The sequence below is a fragment of the Bacillus sp. MM09(2025) genome, from assembly GCF_050496725.1.
Classification (GTDB): domain Bacteria; phylum Bacillota; class Bacilli; order Bacillales; family Bacillaceae; genus Bacillus; species Bacillus pumilus.
Genome location: NZ_JBNWEN010000004.1, coordinates 2,424,884 through 2,446,294, shown reverse-complemented (window position 1 = coordinate 2,446,294; position 21,411 = coordinate 2,424,884). Strand labels below are relative to the sequence as shown.

The following is a 21,411-nucleotide window of genomic DNA, read 5'->3' as shown; positions in this document are numbered from 1 at the left end:
AAGAAACGTCATTCTATATTGATATAAATGGTTATAATGGTATAATTTCTCTGAAACAAAAGGGGATGGAGAGGGATATGATGATTTTAACAAAGCATGATCTTCACCACTACTTAGCTCAGGACAAGAAAGCATTAGCCATTAAGCGCAAACGACCTAAGCGGTTTGGAGATGATATATGGAAATATCAAAGGATTTTACGAAAATATGAATACTATTCTAATAGTGGTGCTACAATTCGCAAATGGCTTTATCGCTATTTACATAAAAAGAAAGGCATGCAGCTTGGCTTTGATATCCCGATTGGTGTCTTCGGTCCCGGTCTTAGAATCAATCATACGGGTCTCTTAATTGTAAACAAGCATGCAAAAATTGGGGCATTTTGTGATATTCATCAAGGGGTGAATATTGGTCAGAATCATCATGAAAAAGATGTACCAACCATTGGGGATCATGTGTGGATCGGCCCAGGTGCTAAGCTGTTTGGGGATATCTATATTGCAGATCATATTTCAATCGGAGCAAATGCTGTGGTAAACCGTTCCTTCCACGAGGAGAAAATTGTGATTGCAGGTGTGCCGGCGCAAAAGGTAAAAGAAAAAAGCCCTTCATCATGAAGGACCCACCTGATAAAAAAGAATGATACCGATCAAAACAGAGATGAGCAGCATGAGGTAAAACAAAATCGTTAAAATAAGAATGGTCCAGCCAAGTCCCTTCCTCTCTGTCTTGATCAAATAAATACCGAGAACGATCGTACTAAATAATATACCTAAAATGGCCCACAGCCATTTGTCTTTATCATGCTTTGGCGCATCAAACCATAAAAAAATGGCAACAGCAAGTGAAACGAATAACCCTGTAAGTCTAACGTTCAAACTCCTCCTTATGTACACTCGTGCTTCCTATTATGCGTTTGAATATCCGATAATCAGCAATAAGAAGTAAAAAACATAGACTAGAATGAAAATAGAATAGATGATAATGGACACGATCAGAACCGTCCAGCCCAATCCTTTTCTTCCTGTTTTGATCAGGTATATTCCAAATGTAAAGAGCCCGAATAAAAGGCCTAAAATCGCCCACAGCCATTTATTCTTCCCATGTTTAGGCGCATCTACAAATAGGTAAGCGCCCACTATGATCGACACAAACCATCCGGTAATCCAACGCAACTCATTCGCCGCCCTTCTTTTTTAGATTATTCAATCATACGCTACTTTTGTACTAAAAAGAAAAGGAATTATTCTGTTGAATATTGCAGAAGGGTTTTCCATTCCTCACGCAGCATCCCATAGCGCATCGAATCATAATATTCTCCTTGATAGTAACGGACCTTTCGCAGTCTTCCTTCAAGGACAAATCCGCATTTCTCTGCGCACCGCATCATTCGTTCATTTCCCGACCATGTAGTAAGACCAATTCGAGGAATATCAATGTGTGTAAATAACTCATCTGTCCATAGACTTAATGCCTTTGTCCCAACGCCACCGCTCCAAAAACGCGAATCATAAATGAGAATGCCACATTCAAGCCACCGTGTACGTTCATTCTCCCAATAATATGACACGGTGCCTTTGATTTCGCCGTCTATTTCAATACCATATAGCTTTGGCGGAATGGATGTATCCTGTAAGTATCGTTTTTTAAATGCAGCAAGCGGGATTTCGTGTTCATGAAAATATGGGGCATTCCACTTTCGATAGGACTGGTCTGGCGCTTTGAATCTTAAATGCCATACCATCTCTAAATCAGCTTCATTTAATGGTCGTATGCTCACAAGCTTTTCCTTTTCCCTTTTCATCTGTTCACGTTCCTTTACTTTGTCGTTCTTTTTGCGAGATGACGGTACTCGATAGGCGTCATGCCTTCGTTTTGCCGAAACAGCTTAGAAAAATAAGTAGGGTCATCAATGCCTACCTGTTCAGCAATCGCTGCAATTTGATTATTCGTTGAGGCAAGCATGCTTTTGGCTTTTTCGACCTTGAGACGATTGATGTATTGGGTTGGCGTGAGTCCATATACCGTCTGCATGCATCTTGTTATGTAATCAGGATGATAGTGCAGTTTCTCTGCCAGCTCTTCCATTTGCAGTTTCTTCATAAAGTGACGCTCAAGATAATGAACCACTTCTGAGGCGACATTCTCCTTTGCACTTGGAATATGAAATGCTTCTTTTTGTAAATGAATGAGCAGTTCTTCAAACTGAAGCTGTTTTTTCAGCGGCAGTTCAGACGCGTCATCATTTAGTGCCCGCATCTGTGCAAGGTGCTTTTCAAATACATTTCTCCCCTTCACTTTTCCTATACGGGGCAGGCTAAATTCATATGTTGCCGGCTTTTCAAAGGTGGCTTGATTTTGTTTCATATCAAACCAGTGTTCTCTCGGCCGATTCGTCAAATCAAAAGGATCAATCGAAAAATGAAGCCACTCATAGTGCGTTTCTTCTTCGCATGGCAGGTGTCCGCCATGTGACAAGCCTGGTGAGAGAATGATATATTCTCCTTCTTTTACGTGGTGAGCCTCCCTATTTTCTGTGATCCATAGCTGCCCTCTTGTGACATAAAGAAGATCAAACACGGTAAAGGTTCTAGAGATATGTCTTTCTCCTTCATAAAATACGCCTTTGCCAGAAGCGATATAAACCGGAAACGGCGGTACAGTAAATGTAATAAATCGATTCATATTCATCCCCTTATGAAGTCGGATTTCTCCAATAAGTTTCGGTTTCATCTCTTCTTATTATAGTCGATGCAAGGTACACTATAAATCGGATTTATACGAAAGGAGGTTGATTGATGAAACCTCAATCACTGCCAATTCAAAAAGTTCAAGCTAAGGGGAAGAAAAACCACCCTTCATTATTTGCATTAACTTGGCCTATTTTTATTGAAATCTCTTTATATATGCTTATGGGAAGCGCTGATACCCTCATGCTCAGCCAATATTCCGATAATAGTGTTGCCGCAGTTGGTGTAAGCAATCAGCTGTTGAATTTATTGATTGTCATGTTCAGTTTCATTACAACTGGAACGACGATTGTGATTGCGCAGCTTTTAGGAGCAAGCCGCAGGCAGGAAGCGGCTCAAGTCGCCTATGTCTCGCTAGGAACCAATTTCTTGATTAGCTTTGTTATTAGTCTTCTCATGTTTGTATTAGCTGTCCCCATCTTACATCTGATGGGCCTATCAAGTGAGCTCATGCCGGATGCGACTGTATTTTTACAAATTGTCGGGCTGCTTTCCTTTATTCAAGCGCTCATTATGACGTATAGTGCTATTTTAAAAAGCTATGGATATACAAGAGATACGATGTATGTCACCATCGGAATGAACTTGCTAAATGTTGCTGGTAACTATTTGGTGATTTTTGGTCCGTTTGGCTTCCCTATATTAGGTGTCATGGGGGTCGCTTTTTCAACCTCACTCGCTCGATTGATCGGATTAATGGCCATGATCCTCATTGTACGCCGCCGAATTGGATTACGCTTTTCACTAAAGAAGATGTTTCACATCCAGCGGACATATTTAAAAAAGCTGCTAAAGATCGGGATTCCTTCTGCTGGAGAGCAGCTTTCTTATAACGGCTCCCAAATGATTATTACACTATTTATTACATTTATGGGGACGCAGGCATTAGCAGCAAAGGTTTATACTCAAAATATCATGATGTTCATTATGCTATTTGGTGCAGCTATTAGCCAAGGGACACAAATTTTAATCGGGCGCCATATTGGGGCGAAGGAATTCGATGCTGCCTATCACAGATGCATGAAAAGTTTATACTGGGCCATTGGCATCTCCCTTCTTTCTTCAACTGCTTTATCTTTATCATCGACGCATTTGCTTGCTTTCTTTACTAGCAACAGCGAGATCATTCAAACAGCCGCCACCCTCCTCCTTTTGACCATTATTTTAGAACCGGGTCGCTCGTTTAATATGGTCATTATTAATTCCTTGCGGGCTGCTGGGGACGCGAAGTTTCCAGTGTATATGGCGATGATTTCAATGTGGGGCATCGGGCTTCCGATCGCTTACTTGTTAGGCATACAGCTTGAGATGGGTCTCTTTGGAATTTGGATTTCTTTTATCGTGGATGAATGGGTGAGAGGCATCTTTATGTATAGGCGTTGGCGTTCAAGGGTTTGGACGGAATATCGCTTTTCATCCACATAAAAAGGACTGCGGGTGCAGTCCTTTTTACTTAATACCTTCTAAAATAAGTGCTTTTTCTTGGTTTGAAATAAATGATCGCTGTGTAAATACGCGGTATTCATTTTCTCTTGTTTTATCTAAAATGGCTTTATAAAAGTGAGCAGCTGCTTTCACTGGTATACGTGAATAAAGCGGGAATTCATGAAGATGGTCAAAAAATTCCTCGTAGTATGCCTCTGCCTCAAAGGCAATGTACTCCCATACGTGCTGAAATGCTTGATTAACAATGCCTTCTTGCAAATCTTGCTCTGTATATCCGAATTGATCCATGACTTGCTTTGGCAAATAAATGCGGTCTCTTTCAGCCTTATCCTCGCCAATGTCACGAAGAATATTGGTCAGTTGCATGGCAATTCCTAATGAAATCGCTGCTTCTTTTAGCTGTTCTTTTTTACGCGGTGCAATAATAGGAAGCAGCATAAGTCCAACGGTACTAGCAACATGGTAGGAATAAATGAGCAGTTCATCTAACGTTTCATATCGATGCTGCTCTAAATCCATCTCCTGACCTTGGAGCAAGTCACGGAACGGTGCTTCATCCATACGAAACTCTTGAAATGTATGTTCCAGCGCTACCCACATCGGATCATTCCGATCTACCTCACCTTGTAAAAATCGATCAAACGTCTCTCGAAAGGAGGCAAGCTCCTCTTTTGGCGAGGGTGACTCATCTACAATATCATCTGCTCTTCGGCAAAAGGAATACACGGCCCATACAGCCTGTCGTTTCTTTTTAGGCAACATGGAAAAGGCACGGTAAAACGTTTTGGAATGCGTTTGAATGGTCTCCTCACACAATTTCAATGCTGTTTGTACATCAACCACTTAGTTTCACTTCCTTTCTGTCATTCAAATCTTTTAACAGCACAGATGTCATCAGCTTCGCACTTTGCATCACGATCGGCACTCCGCCACCAGGATGGATGGAAGCACCTACCGCATAAAGATTATCGGTCTCAGCTGCCTTCACTTGCGGGCGGAACACACCTGATTGAAATAAGTTAGGCGCAAGTCCAAAGCTGCCGCCTTCAAACAACCCTTCCCGCAAGGAATCATTTGGTGTTCTGACTTTTTTCCAGACAATCGACTCTCGCAATCTCGGAAAGCCTCTTTTCTCAAGACGATCCACCATTTTCTCTACAAAATCTGTCTCCTCTTCCCAGTTGATATGATCTCCTGAGGGAACGGGAATCAGCATATATAAAACACTACAGCCTTCCGGGGCAAGAGATGGATCAATGATCGATGGATTAAATGTATAAAACGACGGATCTTGAGGGATCGTCTTCGTTTGAAAAACCTCTTTCATATGCTGATCAAAGTGTTCGCCCATAAAGAATTGGTGAACAGGCGCATCATGGTACATTTTGTTTAACCCAAGATACACCATCACACAGCCAGAAGATGGCACGTATTTTCGCCGATCTTGTTCGTCTAAACCAAGCTGTTTTAACGCAGCCGGATAATCTCCGTTGATGACAAAAGCATCAGCTGCTATCTGGTCGTCACTGACTTTTGCTTTAACCACGCGTTTCCCCTCAAACTCGAGCTCCGTGACTTCAGCATTTTTTCTCACATGCACACCCATTTTCATGAGCTGTTCTTCTAATATATCTATTAAACTCGCATAGCCGCCTTTTAAATAGTAGATGCCATGTGCGTGCTCACTATATGAAACAAGCGAATAAATAGCAGATGCTTCATATGGATTTCCTCCGACATAGAGGGTTTGAAGTGCATATGCATCTCGCAGGCGTTCGTCTGAGAAATACTTTTTCAGAGCACTTTGAACCGTGCGATACGCCTTTAATTTCATTAAAATCTTCATGTTTGCTTTTGTAAAAAATGTCCGCTTTTCATGAAATGATTTCTCTAAAAAGGCTTGCTGTCCTTCTTGAAACCGGTCTGTCATTTCTTCCATAAACCTTAGGAATCCGTGATCTTCCTTTGGAAATACACGTCTGATTTCCTCTAGCTGACGAAGTGCATCAGAATACTTCGTGTAGGAGGTTCCATCTTGAAATTGAATCGTATACAGCGGATCAAGCTGCAAAAGATCAAGAGATGCTTCGACAATTCCTACCTCATGTAAAATACCTTTTAACATAGCTGGAAGTAGGACAATGGTCGGACCTTCATCTACTTTATATCCTTTCTCACGTACAAAAGCAAGTCTTCCGCCAAGTCGTTCATTTTTTTCGACAAGCGTCACATCATGTCCAGCTTTTTTTAAATAAAGTGCTGAGATCATCCCGCCAATACCGCCACCTGCAATCAATATATGTTTTTTCATGAGGCGCTCCCCTTTTCTTCTTGCGGCAATGTTTTGTGCGTATGTTTCTCTTTTGAAAGAATCGCATTTGTCGTGATACGTGCTGATTCTAAAATGGTCGGCAGTCCGCTTCCTGGATGCGTTCCTCCTCCTACAAGCCAGCAATGATCCAATTCATCAAAATCATTGTGCGGCCTTAGAACCATCATCTGCGTCAGCTGGTGACCAAGGTTAAAAGTGGCTCCTTCGTATACGTAAAGGTCTTCCTCCCATTGCTTCGGTGTGATCATCCGCTCAACTTCTATATGCTGCCTTACATTCTTAAAACCGGTTTTTCGCTCCAGTGTATCCAGTACAAGTTCTCTGAATTCATCTTGATGCGCTCCCCAGTCAATGCTGCTTTGATTATTGGCAACGGGTGCTAATACATAAAGAGCTGACTTTCCTTTTGGCGCAAGTGAGTCATCTGTGACACTAGCATTTTGAATATAAATAGATGGATCATCTGGCAGCTCATATGTTTTCGTAATGCCTTTGACGAATTGCGCATAATCATCAGAAAAAACGATGGTATGATGCGGCTCTTCATATATGATATCTAATCCTAAATAAAGCATAAAGGTCGAGCATGAGAATTTTTTCTTTTTTAATTTTTTCTCACTATATTTCTTTAAAAGTCCTGGCTCTACAAGCTTTGTCATTACATGTGCAAAATCTCCATTTACGACAACCTCATCTGCCTGTATTTCTTCCCCGGATTCTAAGCGAATGCCCCTTACTTTCCTGCCTTCTGTCATCAACTTTTCGACGCCGGCTGACAAATGAATCGTTGCTCCAGCTTCAACCGCTGCTTTTGCCATCGCTTCTGACAGCTGATTGACCCCGCCCTTCGGATGGAACACACCTGTGTCATGCTCCATAAATGATAGAATGGAAAAAGCACCCGGGCATTCCCACGGTGACATGCCTAAATACTTTGATTGAAATGTAAAGGCATATTTCACTGATTCATTTGAGAAATAATCTGACAGCACATCATATAAACTCTTATTCAATGAAAGCTGCGGAAGTGCTTTGAGCACCTTTGGACGCAAATAATGATGAAAACGATCCATTTTACTTTGTAATATAGGTGTAAGTCGATCCATTTTGCGTTTCGTATTGTTCATAAATCGTATATACCCTTCTCCCTCTCCAGGCGCAAAGGCTTCTAACCGTCTAACCATTTCATCACGATCTCGTATCATATCTAGCTGATCGTCTTGGAAAATCAATCTATACATTTCTTTTAATTCGATCACATCAATATAGTCATAAAGATTTTTACCAGCAAAGGTGAAGAGCTCCTCTGCAATATGAATCATGCTGAGAAAGGTAGGACCTGTATCAAACGTGAAATCACCAAGTTGAAACTTAGAATTACGTCCGCCAACAAAGGGCTGTTTTTCGTAAACATGAACATCGTGTCCTTTGCTTTGAAGCATCATAGCTGCCGCAAGTCCCCCTGGTCCTGCTCCGATCACAATGATTTTCATTATCCTTTTTCCTCCAAATTAATTCACTTTAAGTTAATTATACAAATTAGAAAGATTAGATCAACTTTCGATGTGCTCTATTTGTCTCATGTTATGTATCAAAAAAAGCCGGCTTCCCTTCAACAAATGTAAGAAAGCCGGCCCTTTATTACGCTTCTATATCAATTCGATACGTCTCAAACCAGTGATGAATCTGCGCCAGATGAGCGATTAATTGCGGGCCCTTCATGAGCTGGCCATACCAAGGCACTTGAAAGGAAGCTCCTTCCGTTTCAATCAACTGCTTTAATTGATGTGGATCTAGAAATTCGTGAAGAACAGAATCTTTTTGCGCAAGGCAACCTGTTAACATCTCTTTTACAGCCTGAGTATAGGCTGGATGATGTGTTTTCGGGTAAGGACTCTTCTTGCGATAAAGCACTTCATTCGGTAAAATTCCCTCTAATGCTTTCCGTAAAACCCCTTTTTCACGATTTCCATGCATTTTCATTTCCCAAGGAATATTCCATACATATTCGACAAGGCGATGATCCGCAAATGGCACACGTACCTCAAGACTCGCCCCCATACTCATCCGGTCTTTTCGATCTAGCAGCGTTGTCATAAACCAGACCATATTTAAGTAAAAAAGTTCTCTACGTGCTTTATCTACTCCAGTTTCTCCATCTAAAAGAGGCGTTTCAGCCACGGTTTCTTCATATTTGCTTTGTGCATATTCTCTTAGTGACAGCTTTTTTTGCCACGAGTCTTGTAAGAGCTGCGTTCTAGCTTCCGTCGATCTCATCCAAGGAAAACCATTCGTTTCATTTGCCGAATGGAACCAAGGATAGCCTCCAAAAATTTCATCCGCACATTCACCTGACAAACCGACCACAAAGTCCTTTTTAATTTCTCGGCAGAACCAAAGCAAGGAAGAATCAATATCTGCCATACCCGGTAAGTCTCGGACCTCAACCGCTTCCTTTAAATAAGCAGCCAGATCCTTTTGTCCAATGATGCAGCTGTGATGATTCGTTTGAAATGCCTTGGTCATGCGGTCAATCCATGGACCATCCGCATTCGGCTGGAACTGACTTGCTTCAAAGAATTGATCATTCCCTTCGTAGTCAACGGAATACGTATGAAGCGGTGCTTTCCCTATTTTCTCAAAGTGCTTAGCGGCAATGGCGGTAATGGCACTCGAATCGACGCCACCCGATAAAAATGTACAAACAGGCACATCAGAGACGAGCTGCCTTGTGACGGCATCTGTAAAGAGATCCTTGACGTGCTGTGCGGTGTCATCAAGTGAGTCCGTATGCGCCTTGCTTTGGACATTCCAGTATCTCCACACACATAGTCCGTCTTTTGAATAGGTCAAGGCATGAGCAGGTCTCAGCTCTTTTACTCCTTTAAACACTCCTTGCCCTGGTGTTCTAGATGGTCCTAATCCAAAAATCTCCGATAATCCCTCATGATCGACTTTTGCTTTCATATCAGGGTGAGCAAGAAGCGCTTTGATTTCTGAACCAAATAAAAAGGAATGACGACGTTCTGTATAGAAAAATGGCTTGACGCCGAGCCGGTCTCTCCCTGCAAATAATAATTCACGCTCACTATCCCAAATCACAAATGCAAAAATACCATTAAAATGGGTCACACACTCTTCCTTCCATTCTGTGTAGGCGTGAAGAAGTACCTCTGTATCAGAATGCCCAAGAAAGCGGTGGCCCCTTTTTAACAATTCTTTTCTTATATCCTCTGTGTTATAAAGCTCTCCATTATATACAACGGTATAAGCATGGTTTTGATGTGTATATGTCATCGGCTGTTTTCCGCCTTCTACATCTACAACCGCTAACCTTTTATGCCCAAATAGAACGTGCTCACTTTTCCACGTATTTGTATCGTCTGGCCCTCTTTTAGATAATGTATCTGTCATTTGATTGATTACATGATCCTGTTGGATGAGCTGCTTTTTAAAGTCTGCCCAGCCTGTTATTCCACACATCATCATCAGCTCCCATCCGTTTTTCCTCAAGTGTTCTCATTCAGCCTTTCTTAGTTTATGCATCGTCTCCTCGATAGTTGATTTGTCCTTTTTTCTCGGGCGTATAGGACAAGCTTGTTTTGGTAAGAAAAAGAAAGAGGAAAGGAGTGTCGCAAATGGAAAAACGAATGAAGCAGCTTGAACGCTGCAGACGAAGATGGTGCAGCGGGTATTTACTCATTGAAAATGGGCATTGTCTGATTGAAGATGAAGAAGGAGAACTCATGCTGCCAGAAAGTCTTCAAAGCACGATGATCTGTTTGAAGGAAAATGATAGGTGGATAAAAGGAGAGCTGCTCGGTTCCATGATACTTCATGAAAATGGACAGCTGTTAGAAGTACAAGGCGGTGAAGAAATTCAATATACGGCATCACTTGCCAAAGGCTTGCTTGACCTTCTCATGTTTGTTCCTGAAAACGTCTTTTATGAAATCACTGCACAGATCAAGCAGCTTGGCTTTTCCGTCTATGATTGTGTTTTCTCCTCCTTTCATTCTTTTCAACGTGTTTCTTTCTTTCAGTTTTCGACAGATACACAATCGCTTGCCCTCCAATCTCACCACGACTCAACCACAGGTCAAATTCGTTTTGAATGGACCACTTCTGACGGTCACCGGTCGGTTTCGCAGTTTGATGGCATATAAAAAGGACACTGCTTTGTATAAGCAATGTCCTTTTTCTGTTAAAAGATATGGAAACCAATCGGCAGACGTAAACCGAGAAGAATGGTCACAATCGCGAGTACGATAAAACCAATCAATACACCAGTCACCGATTTTCCTTTTTTCTTGCGTACAAGAACCATTTCCATGAAGCCAATCACAAGAATACCGAGAATCATTTTACCGATATACTCGCCACCGAAACCTGGAATCTTCATTCCTGTGCGAACATACAGCTCTACGCCTGTGGCGATAATGATCAAGTACAATAGTCTGACAATCATGTGCACAATTTTAGCACCTTTGTCGTTTTTACCTGCTAGAGCAAAGGCCACGAAAAATAAAATAATTCCTAGCACCCATGCTGTAATATGTAAATGCGTTCCCATTTGTTATTTCCCCCTTTATCAGAACAATTACCTTCTCATCGTACCACGAAATAAGTCGAACACAAAACGACAATCCTGTGTCATATCACTCTTTATTTGACGCGATTTGATAGCGTTCCAATCGGTTCAATCGTAATATCGATTTGATCCCCTGAAGCTAAGAATTTAGGCGGTTCAAAGCCTTTGCCAACCCCAGAAGGTGTTCCCGTTGCAATGATGTCACCAGCTTCTAGTGTCATCCCTTTTGAAAGAGTAGACACAATGTTCTCGATGGAGAAAATCATTAATTCTGTACTTGCAGACTGGCGAACCTCTCCGTTAACCTTTGTTTCCACATGAAGCGCGCTATGATCCTCAATCACAGACTTATGCACAATATAAGGTCCTATCGGGCAGGTTGTATCTAAGCTTTTCCCTATAAAAAATTGTTTGTGTTTTTTCTGTAAATCTCTTGCCGTTACGTCATTTAAAATGGTGTAACCAAATAGATAATCTTTGACTTCTTCAGGTGCAATATTCTTTCCTGATTTGCCCATCACGATCGCAAGCTCCCCTTCATAATCCAGTTCACTCGTCACATCTTCATGAAGGAGGATATCCACTTCATGTCCAACGACTGAAGTAGGTGCCTTTGTAAAGATCATCACATCTTTAGGAATATCCGCTGCACTTCCCATCTCCATGACATGATCTTGATAGTTCTTTCCAACACACATAATGTTTTTAGCTGGCTTTGGAATGGGCGCATGGAGTTTCACGTCCGACAGCGGATAAACATAAGAACCGCGGTCTTCTTCTTTTTTCTCAGCCCAGTCAAGGAGCTGTTTGACATGCTCAACAAACTTGTCCCCCATATGAATACATTCAGCTAAAGAGTTCGGCAGTGTCTCTAGCTCGAATAATTTGGCTTCTGCCTTTTTGACGTCCATGACCCATTCATCATCAATGACTACCCCAATAAACATCCTGCTATGTATCTCACCTGTAAAAAACTTCATGTCTTCCCCTCACAATCTTCATTTCGCTAAGTGGTGATGTCTCATTTTATTTCTCTATGAAATAAAAAAAACCCTTTTTTATCATACTCTCTTTTAAAAAGGGTTTCAAAAAAGATGATCTGATGTTTAGCGGTAGCGGCGATACTCCCACATGTTCCCTTGATCCCATTTGCGATCAACATTTCCTCTGCTGCGGAAATGATGCTTTTTCTTTCCACATCTTTTGCAAGAGTGGCTGCGGCGCGACTTGTGGCTCTTCTTATGATGCGATCTGTGCTTGCTACGATGTGACTTGCGGCAGCTTTTCTTATGATGCGATCTGCATTTGCTGCGGTGTGACTTGCGGCAGCTTTTCTTATGATGGGATCTGTGTTTGCTGCGACATGATTTTTTCGGTTCGCTCTTTTTGCTTCTGCAAGATTTTTTGCTTTTATATGACTTTTTACTCTTCATGCTTTTCTTCGAGCGATAACTTTTCTTTGAACGATAGCTTCTGTAGCTTTTTTTACTGCGGCATGATTTACGGCGTCCACCACCGCCAAAGAACCAATGACCGCGACTTGAATGACGAGAACGAGCTGACTTATGCGAACGTCTCGATTCTGGTTCACGATCTAAGTGATGATCACGCCCCTCACTTTTAAGTGAATCCACTGCATGCTCAATATGTGAATGATCAAATGTACTCACGAACGATTCCCCTCCCAGTCTATACTTTGACAAAACAAACAGATCAACCTGTTTATCTTCTCTGCTTTATGTTACGAGACTTGATAGACAAGTGTTCTTGGCGGATGCCCCTTTCTTTTAAAACTCCATGAATACCTAACAAACGGGTACAGGACATTCCTTCATTTTCATATCGTAAAGAAGAGCAAAGGAGGAGGATGAACGCATGACCACAGAACCTTTAAAGCAAATGGATATTTGGATTCATCCAAAGGACCTGATTGAATTAAGAAAAGACATATGGAACGACGAACCTGTTGAGGGCATTTTGAAAACTGGCCAGATCAAATCGCACATTTATGCTTCATATCGGGGGTCTCACATCAGAAAGCTGAAAAAAAAGTCCTATCAAATTGAATATCGAAAGCCAAAGCAAAGACAAGGCGAATCGATCTTTCATTTAAATGCAGAATACAATGACCCTTCGTTTATCCGAAACAGACTGTCCTTTTATTTCTTCGAGCAGATAGGGGTGCTAAGTCCTGCTGCGGCTCATGTGTTTCTCACGATAAACGGAAGAAAAGAAGGCATTTATTTAAAAATAGAATCCGTCGATGAGCACTTTTTTCAGAAAAGAGAGCTTTCAGGAGGCGGCATTTATTATGCAGTCGATGACGACGCCAACTTTTCCCTTTTGAGTTCATTTGATAAAAAGCCAAAAAAACACCTTCTCCTCGGGTACGAGAAAAAAACAGGGAGTTCTCAACATGATCAACAGCTGAGTGAATTTATTTACTTTCTCAACACAGCGAAAGATGACATATTTGCCGAAAAGATTGGGCATTACCTAGATGTGACCCAGTATTTCCGCTGGCTCATTGGTGTCGTGTGCACACAAAACTTTGACGGCTTTGTCCATAACTACGCTCTTTATGTGAATGAACAAGGCAGATTCCAAGTGCTTCCTTGGGATTATGATGCGACATGGGGCCGTGACATTCATGGAGAAGAAATGGCGTTTGATTATATTCCAGTAAGCGGCTTTAATACGTTAACTGCTAGATTACTAGATATCCCTGCGTTTAAGAGAGCCTATTACACGCTTTTCCAGCACGTACTCGATACACATTTTTTAGAAGACCGGCTTTGTCCAATCATTGAGAAATGGCATGCTTCTATTGAGAAGCGAATTGGAGATGATCCTTATACAAGAGACCGAAAAGACATTCTACGATCAGAACGAGAGATCATCCGGCAGTATATCAACAAAAGACGACGTTATTTACAGACTGAAATAAGAAAAGAGAGAGATGTCACGTAAGGACGCTTTCGAATTTTGTCACTTTATTACTCATATTGACGAAACAACTTTTTTTATAGAAAAATAGGGTATACTAACCATATCCTTCTATTTGATAAAAAATGTGAGAGTTGGCGTCCGTTATGATCAATTATGAAATTGAACAAAAAAGATTACATTTAATTGAGACCGCAAAAAAATTCGGGATGAATGCCGAAGAAACCATCAGGTGCAGTCAAGAGCTTGACACACTTTTAAATAAAGGCATCAAATACACCTCGAATGAATGCTCTAAAAAAGGGTAAACCATACACCTCATTCCTCTCACCAAAAGCTTTCAAAAAGACAATCACACATTAAAAGACCCATCATAAGCTATGGTGAAACGCCCAAAAACAAAGTGCCTTATTTTTATAAAGGATGTGCACCGCTATGCCGGCTATTGTTGGAGCCTTTAAAGTAAATGCCGTCGGAACGAGCGGAGTCGTTCATGTTGGAGACTGCATCACCATTTCTCCAAATAGTCAGGTTAAAACGTTTGCTGGCGCAGGCAGTTTTAACACTGGTGATCAATTGCGCATTAGCAACTATAAAAGTGTGACAAATACGTATGATAGTGATGTCATTGATCAACCGCTTGTTGGTAACTTGTAAGGAGTGAGAATCCATTGAACTTCTATATTAATCAAGCGATACAAATTAATTATTTGCGTGTAGAGTCTGTCAGTAACTCCTCTGTGCTGCAAATCGGGAGCGCTGGTTCAATTAAAGCTCTTTCTAATCTGTATAACACGGGCAGCTACGTAGAATCAGCACCTGCCGCAGCAGGCACACAAGGAATTGAAGATTCTCAAGGCGCAAGCACAACACCTTTTGTACCGCTTCAGTCACCAACAACTTAAGTTCATCTGCAATCCCCGGAGGTGTATGTCAATGTATGATTATCAAAGCAACGCTTCACAGGTATACGGCATCATTCAAAAGCAAACTCAACAAATCATGATGCTTGAAAAAAGGCTTAACGAGCTTCAGCAGGAAATGCAAATGATCAAGGATAAACCGACAACGACGATTGAACGGATTGATTATCAATTTGATCAGCTGAAAATCGAAAGGCTGGAAGGTACGCTGAATATCGGGCTCAATCCATCTGATCCAAACAGTGTTCAAAACTTTGAAGTGGGCCAAACAACAACCCCGGGCATTGGAATGATGCAGCAAGAAATGGCTGATCAATTTTTCAATCAAACACGCCAGCTTGTCGACGCATTCTTAAACGAAGAAGCGCCAGAATTACTTGAAGAGCTAGAACAGCGATATGAAGGGTCCCTAGATGAAAGCAACAAACACCACATCATTGAGGACATCCGAAAGCAGATTGACAGCAGAATCAAATACTATGCAGGACAGCTCCCGCACCGGGAAGATATGACTCCGCTGCAGCGTTCAGAGCAAATTGCTGAATATGTGAAGCATGATGTCAAACGGGCAATTGAACATTTCTTAGCCCATATTCCAAATGAAACGAAAGGAGAGGAAAACGGATGAATTTCACAGTCGTCAACCGCAACATCGAGACCGGAAGCATTAAAGTAGTTGGGGTTTCGTCCTCTTCCCTATTTATCATCGGGGATACAGATCATGTACAATTATCCTCCATCTTTGATACACCGCCAGAATCTTTGATCATTGGCCCGTTCGTTCCTCTGGCACCTCGATAATGATAAAGCGCACATCTCAAGTGAAGTTCACGAAGGTGAATTCTGTCGGGATCTCAAGTGTTGTTCAAATCGGTGATACGCAGGAGCTATGCCCGAACGTGAAGGTGTTAGCTGTTCAGCGAACGATTAGTTTGTTTTATGGAAATGAAGCTGAAAACCTAGATGCAAAAGAATTTGAAGTGTATTATGAGCCAATCCCATTGATGCTGCCAGAACGAAAAGTTAGAACGGCCTTTTATCATGAAAAGCCTCTCATTAAAGTTTCGTCAATTCATGTAGAAGGGGTCTCTTCCTCCTCTATCTATCAAATCGGCTCTACGTGCGGGATAAATGCCGTTGCACGAGTAAAGCATATTCGAGAGTTATTTAGCAACAACGACGAAAATCCGCCAAACTCACAATTGGACCTCCCTGCGCATATGATGGTGATATGACTTCGAATAAAGGATGTCGATTATGCCAGCAATTGTCGGACCCATTTACATTAACTCTATTTCTGGAGGCGTCGTAAACGTCGGTGACTCATTCTACTTGTCGCCTAAAAGTTCGTCAAAATCTGCTTTAGGCTCTGGAGCGGGAAATACCGGAGATTTCTTGATCTTAAATAATGGCATTAGCGCCACCAACTATGTGGATCCTGACTTAAATGATCAGAATATGGTAGGCAATGCATAAAGCAGCTCCTCTATAGTCATTTCATGAGAGGAGCGCTTTTTATGCTTATTTTTTTCTGCGTTGTCTCGATTTTTTTGTTTTAACCAGCTTGCTTGCCGGCTGTTTTCGAATCCATTTGATGTACGAAGCAAGCTTTTCATCCTGCCTTAGTGCATCAAGTGTGTTCAAGCGTACAGCAAGCTCCTGGTTTGTAAAGAGAGCATGCACTTGTTTATGGCAGGGGATACACAGGATGGCAGTCGGTAAAAAAGCCCCACCTTCTTCTCTTGGTGTTAAGTGGTGTTCTGTGAGCAGGACATTTTGTCTTCCGCACAGCTCACATAATCCAATGGTTTGCTTTGCCACCCTGTCATCACCTCAACATTTACATTAATTCCATTGAGACCGTTGTTCCTTTCCCGCTTGGATCTGCTGGATGGACAATCAGTTTCTTCGGTAGCCTCATTTTCAATTCTTCCACGTGGCTAATAACACCAACTGCTAAATTGTGAGACTGAAGCTTTTCTAATGCGGTAATGACCGTATCAAGCAAGTCTTGATCGAGCGTACCGAATCCTTCATCAAGGAAAAAGAATTGCAGCGGGAATTCACCTCTCAGCTGAATTTGTGCAGAAAGAGCAAGGGCAAGAGCCAGTGATGTCAAGAAGGTTTCCCCGCCGGACAAACTGGACACGGGACGCCTAACACCGCCATTTGCATCATCACGCATAACAAAGCCGCCTTCTGAGTCGACCTCAATCGCATATCTTTGTCTCGTCAACATACCTAAGCGGGCGGATGCATCACGACTGACACTTTCCAGCTGTTCTTCTGCTAAAAATTCAACAAACGTATTTCCTTTAAAAACAGTTTGCAGTTTATCAAGGCGGTCAATTTCTTGCTGCAGTGCTTCCAATCGTTCGTGAATACTTGCAAAGCGCTGATGATTCTCTTCCATCACACGCAGGTGTTCATATGCGGACCCACTCATTGCAGTCGCTTCTTCCAATGCTTTTTCAGCTGCCTCTTTTCTGTGCTGAATGTCCGTCCACTGCTTTTCATCCAGAGACTCTTCTTTCAATAATTCAGAAATTCGCTTTAAGTTTGCGGCACATTCCTTTCTTTTATCCTCAAATTCCTCAATTTCTTGTTTGACCGATTGACGTACTGCCTGTTCCATTGAAACAGACTCAATTTCCTGCGGCATATGAAAAGGAGAAGATTCTGCTGCTGTTTCCCAAGCTGCTGCTGTTTCTTGTTTTCGCTTGTTCGCCTCTTGAAGCTGACGCTCACTGCTTGAAAAATGACTTTGCGCCTCACTAAACAACTGCTGCGCGTGCTGCAATTGCTTGTACGATTGCTGCTCTTTTTCATTAAGAAGAGAAAGGGTGTGTTCAACCTCTATAAGTTCATCAGAAATAGAGGCAGCTTTTAATGAATATCGGCCTAAATCTATTTCATATTGTTGGATAAGCTGCTGATGACTTTCTAACTGATGCGCTAGTTTATCAAGTTCTTTCTCGACATTGTATATCACTGTCTGCAGCTGCTCTTTTGCTAGCTGTTTTTCTTCCAAAAACGAAATACTTTTCTCAATTCGTTCTTTATAGCCTTCCGCTTGTTGGTCCTTTTCATCGATTTGCTTTTGCATTTCTTGTACATGATTCAATGTAAGATGCGGGAAGGTCTGTTCAAATTGAGTCGTTTGCTCTGAAAGCTCAGCATGAAGCTCTTTGATCAGCACTTCTAATTCTTCAATGCGCTGCTGTTCAAAAGTCATTTGCTCTTTCATTTTGCTCATCTCTGCTGATTGATCATGCGTTTCATCCATTAAACGAGCTCGTTTCTGTTCAACTTCTTGAATATCTTGCTTTATGCCTTTCCATTCTTGCATCAGATCCTGCAAAGACTGCGAATTTTGTACCGTTTCTACTGCTGCAGCGACTTCCGCTCCAGGGGCTTTCTGAGATAAGAAAGCGAATTGCTTCACTAATTGATTGGCATGCGTTTCGAGAAGCTGCTTTGCGGCATACATGTCTCTTCCATAATCCTCTGCCTGCTTGAGCTCTTTGTCCATCCGTTGAATGACTTCATCGACTTGTGCCACGGTTTCTTCATGGTCATTGGATTGCAAAGCCTTTGGATCATGATGAATCGACCCACAAACCGGGCATGGCTCACCATCTACTAGCTCTGCTGCTAATTCTTTTCTTAATTCTGCCGCTCTTACAGCATCTCGCTGCTTTAATTTTTCGAGTTTCTGTTGTTGTTCTTTTTGACTCCATTCTGTCAGAGCTCGTTCGAGTTCACATACATAAAAATAGAGGTGTTCAATTGCTTGAAACGATTGGTCTATTTTTTCATGATGGTCGTTTTGCTGCTTTTGAAGCCTTTCGTATGCTTCTGAAGTCTGTGAGGCTCGCTTGTTGAACTCCTCCAGCTTTTGCTTTTCCTTTTGAATGCTAAGGTTTATTCTTTCAACATTTTCACTTAAACGTAAAGCATCCTGTACACTTTTGCGTTCTTTCACTGAAACTTGTAACTGCTCCAGCTCATTCTTCAGCTGTGTTTGTTTCGTTAGTGCACGCTCCAATAGAGATTGGAGATTCTCCGCTTCTTTCTTCTTTTGGAGGAGCTGCTGCGCTTTTTCATTTTTTTGGTGCTCTATGCCCGTCTTTTCCTGAAGAGCTGCCTCTTTTTTACGTTCAATTTCTTTTAGCTGGATCAGCTGCTCTTTCTTTTGGAGAAGGTCTGGCTCTGTCTCTATTTTCTTTTGCCGGTCTTGCTCATACTCCCGCGCCATTTGATCATAGATCGTTCGTTGATGCAGCAGCTGCTTTTCTGCTTCCTGCTTCTCTTTCGATGCTTGAGAAAGCTGTTTTTCAGCCTTTGTCAATGCATCCGCATAGGGCTTTAGCGTCTCTGCCTGCTCTGCGATATGGAGCTTCGCCCTTTTCTCTTCTATTGATGGTGCCAGTAAATTCAGCTTGTTTTGTTCAGTCTCGTAAGCTTCTTGTTCCTTTTGATACTGCCAGATCGTTTGCGCCTTTGTAAAAGCAGTGAATGCTTCGTCCCGCGCTTGTTTTTTCTCACGAAAAATAGCCTTTGCCTGCTCTGCTGCTTCCTTTGCTTTTGCCAGCGCCTCTGGGCCAGCTTCTCCTAAACCATTCAGTTCAGCCAGCAGTTCATTTTTTTGTCCATAATGCTTTTGAGCCTTTGCACGCAATCGCTTGACGAGCTGATCCCCATATTTCTCCAAGTTAAACAATCGCTGAAGCATTTGACGTCTGTCTGCCCCTTTTAAGGAGAGAAATTCTGCAAACTTCCCTTGAGGTAAGACGACCGCACGGGTAAAATCATCAATGGTTAATCCGAGTAGTTCTTCTACTTTACGATTCACCTCACTCGCTTTATCTGCGAGAACTGTCTGCGTATCACCGATTTCAATAAGGCGGCATAAAGTCGTTCTGACTTTCATTTCATCCGCTCGTTTGAAAGCACGTTCGACTTTATAAGAAATATGGTGTTCCTTTTGCAAAGCAAATGTAAAGGAAACCGACAGCTTTTCTTCCGCTTGGTTCAAAATACCATGTGTATTATTTAACGCACGCTCCACTTTGCCATAGAGTGCTAGGGTCATGGCGTCTAATATGGACGACTTTCCACTTCCTGTCGGTCCAAATATGCCAAACACACCCGCATCACATAATGAGCTAAAGTCAATTGTTTGTTCTTCTCTGAAGCTATGAAGTCCTTTAATGGTCAGCGTAATCGGCTTCAAGTCGCTTCCTCCTCTTGCATATCATTGGCTAGCTCTAAAAACAGTTTGACTGTTTTTTCATCAGGCAGACCGCCACCTGTCTGGCGCTCATAAAACTTCACGAATCTCTCTTCGATCGAGAGTTTTTCCACTTGCTTTTGCTCTTCTATTTGCTGTAGTTCTTTGAATTTTGGACGAATGTGAACAAACCCACTATGCTGCTTTCGGAGTTGATGAATCTCTTCAATAGAGAGCTGATCTGTTAAATGAATCTCTAGATCAATCCATGCCTGAAGATCCCGTTTTTCATCCAGCCACTCGTACACTTGACTCAGTCCCTCAGTCGCCTTCCATTTCATAAGTGGTTTTCCGCTTGATAAAAACACTTCTTTCCAGCTCGCTTTTTCATTCGGTTTTGCCTCCACAATTGTGACTGATTTGGCATAGCCTGATTCAGAAAAGCTATAAGCAAGAGGTGATCCAGAATAACGAGCAATCGTTTTGGCACGTTTGATCGTTTGCGGCCTGTGCAAATGACCAAGTGCAACATAGCAAGCGGATTCTGGCAGGCTTTCAGCCGCAACGGTATATGCGCCGCCTACTTCAATCGGTCTTTCTGAATCTGTTTGACTTCCTCCTGCCACATAAATGTGGCTTGTTGCGATATTGACCGTATCCGGTTGAAATTGAGTACTTAAATGTTGAAACGCTTGTTGAATCTTTAAATTGTAATGATCACGAAGCAATTTCTCTTCGAATGTTTCAGCCAGCACCTCATTTAGCCTCGCCTCAGACGGATAAGCGAGTGCTGCAATGGATAAACGTTCATCCGCAGAAGAAACATCGACACGGATGATGTCATTTGTCGGATATCCAATTAAATGAATCCCTTGATCATTTGTTAAAGGCGATGCGGCTGATAAGCGATCCGGATTATCGTGGTTGCCTGAAATGACCACTACCTGGCGTTTTCCTTTATCAGATAAAGCAGATAGACTTTCATAAAAAAGCTGCTCTGCTCTAGCAGGCGGATTCACTGTATCAAAGGCATCACCGGCCATCACAATGACATCAATGTGTTCGTCTTTCACGATTTGATACAGCTCATCTAAAAACAGTGCTTGCTCATCGAGCCGGCTTCGACCTTCAAGGGTTTTCCCTAAATGCCAATCCGCTGTATGCAGAATCCTCATGTGATTCACCTCTCA

Annotated in this window: 25 protein-coding genes; 11 read left to right on the top strand and 14 right to left on the bottom strand. The window is 42.1% G+C overall.

The window, feature by feature from the left end:
* Positions 1 to 77: 77 nt before the first annotated feature.
* Positions 78 to 617 carry a serine O-acetyltransferase gene (locus ACQYAC_RS18550; protein ID WP_235567023.1) on the top strand — a complete coding sequence of 180 codons (540 nt, stop codon included), beginning with the start codon at positions 78 to 80 and terminating at the stop codon, positions 615 to 617.
* Here the strand turns inward: ACQYAC_RS18550 and ACQYAC_RS18545 are convergent.
* The 4 genes from ACQYAC_RS18545 to ACQYAC_RS18530 form a co-directional block, all read right to left on the bottom strand.
* Entirely contained in the window at positions 612 to 878 is a 267-nt protein-coding gene (locus ACQYAC_RS18545) for a hypothetical protein (RefSeq protein ID WP_429943861.1), read from the bottom strand. The genes ACQYAC_RS18550 and ACQYAC_RS18545 overlap by 6 nt on opposite strands.
* A gap of 30 nt (positions 879 to 908) precedes the next feature.
* Positions 909 to 1,175: a hypothetical protein gene (locus tag ACQYAC_RS18540; protein ID WP_268498115.1), complete on the bottom strand. Its 267-nt coding sequence runs from the start codon at positions 1,173 to 1,175 to the stop codon at positions 909 to 911.
* A gap of 68 nt (positions 1,176 to 1,243) precedes the next feature.
* A complete protein-coding gene (locus tag ACQYAC_RS18535; RefSeq protein WP_268498117.1) occupies positions 1,244 to 1,804 on the bottom strand; it encodes a GNAT family N-acetyltransferase in 561 nt (186 codons plus the stop codon).
* Between the two features lie 14 nt (positions 1,805 to 1,818).
* Positions 1,819 to 2,685 (bottom strand): AraC family transcriptional regulator, encoded by an 867-nt coding sequence (locus ACQYAC_RS18530; protein ID WP_429943860.1) that lies wholly within the window; start codon positions 2,683 to 2,685, stop codon positions 1,819 to 1,821.
* Between the two features lie 113 nt (positions 2,686 to 2,798).
* On the opposite strand from ACQYAC_RS18530, the gene ACQYAC_RS18525 reads away from it, so the two are divergent.
* On the top strand, positions 2,799 to 4,175 hold the full coding sequence (locus ACQYAC_RS18525) for an MATE family efflux transporter (RefSeq protein WP_429943859.1): 1,377 nt from the start codon (positions 2,799 to 2,801) through the stop codon (positions 4,173 to 4,175).
* 24 nt (positions 4,176 to 4,199) lie between these two features.
* Here ACQYAC_RS18525 and ACQYAC_RS18520 read toward each other — a convergent pair whose 3' ends face one another.
* The 4 genes from ACQYAC_RS18520 to asnB all read right to left on the bottom strand — a co-directional run bounded on the left by ACQYAC_RS18520 (position 4,200) and on the right by asnB (position 10,011).
* The gene (locus tag ACQYAC_RS18520; RefSeq protein ID WP_144462383.1) at positions 4,200 to 5,039 is read right to left on the bottom strand and encodes a phytoene/squalene synthase family protein; all 840 of its coding nucleotides are present in this window, start codon (positions 5,037 to 5,039) and stop codon (positions 4,200 to 4,202) included.
* Positions 5,032 to 6,507 carry a phytoene desaturase family protein gene (locus ACQYAC_RS18515; RefSeq protein ID WP_429943858.1) on the bottom strand — a complete coding sequence of 492 codons (1,476 nt, stop codon included), beginning with the start codon at positions 6,505 to 6,507 and terminating at the stop codon, positions 5,032 to 5,034. The genes ACQYAC_RS18520 and ACQYAC_RS18515 overlap by 8 nt, the downstream gene beginning before the upstream one ends.
* Entirely contained in the window at positions 6,504 to 8,021 is a 1,518-nt protein-coding gene (locus ACQYAC_RS18510; protein ID WP_429943857.1) for a phytoene desaturase family protein, read from the bottom strand. Before ACQYAC_RS18510 ends, ACQYAC_RS18515 begins: the two co-directional genes overlap by 4 nt.
* Before the next feature lie 148 nt (positions 8,022 to 8,169).
* Entirely contained in the window at positions 8,170 to 10,011 is a 1,842-nt protein-coding gene (gene asnB, locus ACQYAC_RS18505) for an asparagine synthase (glutamine-hydrolyzing) (RefSeq protein WP_429943856.1), read from the bottom strand.
* Positions 10,012 to 10,166: 155 nt separating this feature from the next.
* On the opposite strand from asnB, the gene ACQYAC_RS18500 reads away from it, so the two are divergent.
* Positions 10,167 to 10,694: a DUF2777 family protein gene (locus ACQYAC_RS18500; protein WP_429943855.1), complete on the top strand. Its 528-nt coding sequence runs from the start codon at positions 10,167 to 10,169 to the stop codon at positions 10,692 to 10,694.
* Positions 10,695 to 10,732: 38 nt separating this feature from the next.
* Here ACQYAC_RS18500 and ACQYAC_RS18495 read toward each other — a convergent pair whose 3' ends face one another.
* The 3 genes from ACQYAC_RS18495 to cotG all read right to left on the bottom strand — a co-directional run bounded on the left by ACQYAC_RS18495 (position 10,733) and on the right by cotG (position 12,789).
* Positions 10,733 to 11,101 carry a YisL family protein gene (locus tag ACQYAC_RS18495; RefSeq protein ID WP_106041525.1) on the bottom strand — a complete coding sequence of 123 codons (369 nt, stop codon included), beginning with the start codon at positions 11,099 to 11,101 and terminating at the stop codon, positions 10,733 to 10,735.
* Between the two features lie 92 nt (positions 11,102 to 11,193).
* Positions 11,194 to 12,099: a fumarylacetoacetate hydrolase family protein gene (locus ACQYAC_RS18490; RefSeq protein ID WP_429943854.1), complete on the bottom strand. Its 906-nt coding sequence runs from the start codon at positions 12,097 to 12,099 to the stop codon at positions 11,194 to 11,196.
* Positions 12,100 to 12,225: 126 nt separating this feature from the next.
* Positions 12,226 to 12,789: a spore coat protein CotG gene (gene cotG, locus ACQYAC_RS18485; RefSeq protein ID WP_429943853.1), complete on the bottom strand. Its 564-nt coding sequence runs from the start codon at positions 12,787 to 12,789 to the stop codon at positions 12,226 to 12,228.
* Between the two features lie 205 nt (positions 12,790 to 12,994).
* Between cotG and ACQYAC_RS18480 the strand changes: the two genes are divergently transcribed.
* From ACQYAC_RS18480 to ACQYAC_RS18445, 8 genes are all read left to right on the top strand, one after another.
* The gene (locus ACQYAC_RS18480; RefSeq protein WP_427128615.1) at positions 12,995 to 14,089 is read left to right on the top strand and encodes a CotH kinase family protein; all 1,095 of its coding nucleotides are present in this window, start codon (positions 12,995 to 12,997) and stop codon (positions 14,087 to 14,089) included.
* Between the two features lie 122 nt (positions 14,090 to 14,211).
* Positions 14,212 to 14,373, top strand: coding sequence for an aspartyl-phosphate phosphatase Spo0E family protein (locus ACQYAC_RS18475; protein ID WP_012009503.1), 162 nt, complete (start codon positions 14,212 to 14,214; stop codon positions 14,371 to 14,373).
* A gap of 127 nt (positions 14,374 to 14,500) precedes the next feature.
* Positions 14,501 to 14,722 (top strand): spore germination protein, encoded by a 222-nt coding sequence (locus ACQYAC_RS18470; RefSeq protein WP_003211745.1) that lies wholly within the window; start codon positions 14,501 to 14,503, stop codon positions 14,720 to 14,722.
* Between the two features lie 14 nt (positions 14,723 to 14,736).
* Positions 14,737 to 14,970: a spore germination protein GerPB gene (locus tag ACQYAC_RS18465; RefSeq protein WP_429943852.1), complete on the top strand. Its 234-nt coding sequence runs from the start codon at positions 14,737 to 14,739 to the stop codon at positions 14,968 to 14,970.
* 31 nt (positions 14,971 to 15,001) lie between these two features.
* On the top strand, positions 15,002 to 15,616 hold the full coding sequence (locus tag ACQYAC_RS18460) for a spore germination protein GerPC (protein WP_144484564.1): 615 nt from the start codon (positions 15,002 to 15,004) through the stop codon (positions 15,614 to 15,616).
* Positions 15,613 to 15,789 carry a germination protein GerPD gene (locus ACQYAC_RS18455; protein ID WP_003210893.1) on the top strand — a complete coding sequence of 59 codons (177 nt, stop codon included), beginning with the start codon at positions 15,613 to 15,615 and terminating at the stop codon, positions 15,787 to 15,789. The genes ACQYAC_RS18460 and ACQYAC_RS18455 overlap by 4 nt, the downstream gene beginning before the upstream one ends.
* Positions 15,789 to 16,223 (top strand): spore germination protein GerPE, encoded by a 435-nt coding sequence (locus tag ACQYAC_RS18450; RefSeq protein ID WP_429943851.1) that lies wholly within the window; start codon positions 15,789 to 15,791, stop codon positions 16,221 to 16,223. The genes ACQYAC_RS18455 and ACQYAC_RS18450 overlap by 1 nt, the downstream gene beginning before the upstream one ends.
* 22 nt (positions 16,224 to 16,245) lie before the next feature.
* Positions 16,246 to 16,464 carry a spore germination protein gene (locus ACQYAC_RS18445; RefSeq protein WP_003211468.1) on the top strand — a complete coding sequence of 73 codons (219 nt, stop codon included), beginning with the start codon at positions 16,246 to 16,248 and terminating at the stop codon, positions 16,462 to 16,464.
* A gap of 45 nt (positions 16,465 to 16,509) precedes the next feature.
* On the opposite strand, the gene ACQYAC_RS18440 is transcribed toward ACQYAC_RS18445, so the two are convergent.
* Genes ACQYAC_RS18440 through sbcD form a run of 3 tightly spaced genes read right to left on the bottom strand, consistent with a single transcriptional unit; the run spans position 16,510 to position 21,396 of the window.
* Positions 16,510 to 16,809, bottom strand: a complete 300-nt coding sequence (locus ACQYAC_RS18440; protein WP_429943850.1) for an HNH endonuclease — start codon at positions 16,807 to 16,809, stop codon at positions 16,510 to 16,512.
* Between the two features lie 19 nt (positions 16,810 to 16,828).
* Positions 16,829 to 20,224 (bottom strand): AAA family ATPase, encoded by a 3,396-nt coding sequence (locus ACQYAC_RS18435; RefSeq protein WP_429943849.1) that lies wholly within the window; start codon positions 20,222 to 20,224, stop codon positions 16,829 to 16,831.
* A complete protein-coding gene (sbcD, locus tag ACQYAC_RS18430; protein WP_429943848.1) occupies positions 20,221 to 21,396 on the bottom strand; it encodes an exonuclease subunit SbcD in 1,176 nt (391 codons plus the stop codon). Before sbcD ends, ACQYAC_RS18435 begins: the two co-directional genes overlap by 4 nt.
* Positions 21,397 to 21,411 lie beyond the last annotated feature (15 nt).

Bases quoted from the DNA above. Each gene is read 5' to 3' on its own strand.
- ACQYAC_RS18550 (WP_235567023.1), top strand. From the start codon at position 78: ATGATGATTTTAACAAAGCATGATCTTCACCACTACTTAGCTCAGGAC.
- ACQYAC_RS18535 (WP_268498117.1), bottom strand. From the start codon at position 1,804: ATGAAAAGGGAAAAGGAAAAGCTTGTGAGCATACGACCATTAAATGAA.
- ACQYAC_RS18530 (WP_429943860.1), bottom strand. From the start codon at position 2,685: ATGAATCGATTTATTACATTTACTGTACCGCCGTTTCCGGTTTATATC.
- ACQYAC_RS18525 (WP_429943859.1), top strand. From the start codon at position 2,799: ATGAAACCTCAATCACTGCCAATTCAAAAAGTTCAAGCTAAGGGGAAG.
- ACQYAC_RS18515 (WP_429943858.1), bottom strand. From the start codon at position 6,507: ATGAAAAAACATATATTGATTGCAGGTGGCGGTATTGGCGGGATGATC.
- ACQYAC_RS18510 (WP_429943857.1), bottom strand. From the start codon at position 8,021: ATGAAAATCATTGTGATCGGAGCAGGACCAGGGGGACTTGCGGCAGCT.
- asnB (WP_429943856.1), bottom strand. From the start codon at position 10,011: ATGTGTGGAATAACAGGCTGGGCAGACTTTAAAAAGCAGCTCATCCAA.
- ACQYAC_RS18500 (WP_429943855.1), top strand. From the start codon at position 10,167: ATGGAAAAACGAATGAAGCAGCTTGAACGCTGCAGACGAAGATGGTGC.
- ACQYAC_RS18495 (WP_106041525.1), bottom strand. From the start codon at position 11,101: ATGGGAACGCATTTACATATTACAGCATGGGTGCTAGGAATTATTTTA.
- ACQYAC_RS18490 (WP_429943854.1), bottom strand. From the start codon at position 12,099: ATGAAGTTTTTTACAGGTGAGATACATAGCAGGATGTTTATTGGGGTA.
- ACQYAC_RS18480 (WP_427128615.1), top strand. From the start codon at position 12,995: ATGACCACAGAACCTTTAAAGCAAATGGATATTTGGATTCATCCAAAG.
- ACQYAC_RS18475 (WP_012009503.1), top strand. From the start codon at position 14,212: ATGATCAATTATGAAATTGAACAAAAAAGATTACATTTAATTGAGACC.
- ACQYAC_RS18470 (WP_003211745.1), top strand. From the start codon at position 14,501: ATGCCGGCTATTGTTGGAGCCTTTAAAGTAAATGCCGTCGGAACGAGC.
- ACQYAC_RS18460 (WP_144484564.1), top strand. From the start codon at position 15,002: ATGTATGATTATCAAAGCAACGCTTCACAGGTATACGGCATCATTCAA.
- ACQYAC_RS18455 (WP_003210893.1), top strand. From the start codon at position 15,613: ATGAATTTCACAGTCGTCAACCGCAACATCGAGACCGGAAGCATTAAA.
- ACQYAC_RS18450 (WP_429943851.1), top strand. From the start codon at position 15,789: ATGATAAAGCGCACATCTCAAGTGAAGTTCACGAAGGTGAATTCTGTC.
- ACQYAC_RS18445 (WP_003211468.1), top strand. From the start codon at position 16,246: ATGCCAGCAATTGTCGGACCCATTTACATTAACTCTATTTCTGGAGGC.
- sbcD (WP_429943848.1), bottom strand. From the start codon at position 21,396: ATGAGGATTCTGCATACAGCGGATTGGCATTTAGGGAAAACCCTTGAA.